The 817-nt window shown below is 30.4% G+C and carries 1 protein-coding gene; it reads right to left on the bottom strand.

What is annotated here, in order from left to right; all coding sequences use genetic code 11:
• Positions 1 to 743 (bottom strand): LTA synthase family protein (locus D8886_RS11615; RefSeq protein ID WP_260469525.1); only part of this gene is annotated, 743 nt, incomplete at its 3' end.
• Positions 744 to 817: the final 74 nt, after the last annotated feature.

The following is an 817-nucleotide window of genomic DNA, read 5'->3' as shown; positions in this document are numbered from 1 at the left end:
ATAGTTGACTTATCAGTATGTGTTAATAGCCTTGCATAACTAGTTAGATTTTCATTTTCCTCATCATTTAAGCCATCACCAGTCGCTGTCACATTTTCTGGTTGAGGATCAGACCATGGAGCATGATTTTGCATTGTTATTACTGAAAAAAACTGTGATTCAGAGGCATTGAGATTAGATAAAACATTATTATATACCGTTTCATCGCTAACACTCACTCCCTCATACTGGACATTTTTTAACTGTCTATTAGAATCACTAGAAAAAATTAGTTTATTAAAACCTAACTGTTTATATATATTTTTTCTATTATAGTTATTTGCACCAGACGGATGAATAACTATTCTATTTTTTGAATCAAAATGATTGCTAATCGTTGGGAATACTTTCATATTCGGAACTGCTTCAGTATAAAGAACAGAAGTTGCTGATGAATAATTATCAAAAGGTAAACCTGTTAATGTTTGAAATTCCATATTTGCTGTTCCGCCACCATAACCATTCGAAATCATAAGACCACCTGTGTTTTTTTCTTTTATAGATTCTATATTTGGAATAACATTTTCAGAAAGATGTACTTCAGGTAATCTATTTGGATTAGCAAAACTTTCGCTTAAAACATAAATAATAGTTTGATCATGTATATCCTCAAATCTGTCTTTATTAATTTCAAGTGCACGCCTTTCGTATTTTTTAGCAATTTCACTAATTCTATCTTTGCTATAATCATCCGGTTTCTCCATTAATGTTTTAGATAACTGCTTTATCCATACATACATTAGTGATTTATAACGACATACATTAGTGATTTATAACG

This window comes from Streptococcus sanguinis (assembly GCF_003943655.1).
GTDB classification, from domain to species: domain Bacteria; phylum Bacillota; class Bacilli; order Lactobacillales; family Streptococcaceae; genus Streptococcus; species Streptococcus sanguinis_F.
Note: the sequence above shows the minus strand (reverse complement) of the source record. Positions and strands in the feature narration are given on the sequence as shown.